The following is a 598-nucleotide window of genomic DNA, read 5'->3' as shown; positions in this document are numbered from 1 at the left end:
AAGTACCGGTAGCGCCCCTGATGCCAACGCGCTGACCCAAAGCGGCACCTTCACCATCACCGCGCTGGACGGCGTCACCACGCTGACCGTCGCTGGTATCGCCGTGGTCACCAACGGCGTGGCCGCAGGCTTCCCGCAATCCGTCACCACACCGCTCGGCAGCACGCTGACCATCACCGGTTTCAACGCAACGACAGGCGTGGTCAGTTACAGCTACACCCTCGACCACAACGACGCCCACCCAACCGGCAACGGTGCGAACAACCTGCCCGAGCAATTCGCCGTCACCGTGGTCGACGACAACGGAACCACCGCCAACGCCACCCTCGATGTGAATATCATCGACGACCTGCCAAAAGCAGTGAACGACAGCAACACCGGCACTGCTTCGGAAACCAACCTGACGCTGACCGGCAACGTCCTTACCAATGACGTGCAGGGTGCTGACCGTGTTCCGACCGGCCCAGTGACTGCCGGTACTTTCACCGGAACCTACGGCACCCTGGAACTGCATACAGACGGCACCTACACCTACACGCTCAACCCCACCGACGCCGACTTCAAAAACCTGCACGGCGGCGGCAATGGCACCGAGAAC

The 598-nt window shown here is 62.2% G+C and carries 1 protein-coding gene; it reads left to right on the top strand.

Translation table 11 applies throughout. The annotated features are described in order from the left end of the window. On the top strand, positions 1-598 hold a 598-nt coding region (locus LCH64_RS28200; protein WP_226501962.1), incomplete at both ends, for an Ig-like domain-containing protein.

Source organism: Pseudomonas sp. MWU16-30322 (genome assembly GCF_020515535.1).
Lineage (GTDB): Bacteria > Pseudomonadota > Gammaproteobacteria > Pseudomonadales > Pseudomonadaceae > Aquipseudomonas > Aquipseudomonas fluorescens_H.
This window is presented reverse-complemented; position numbering and strand designations above follow the sequence as displayed.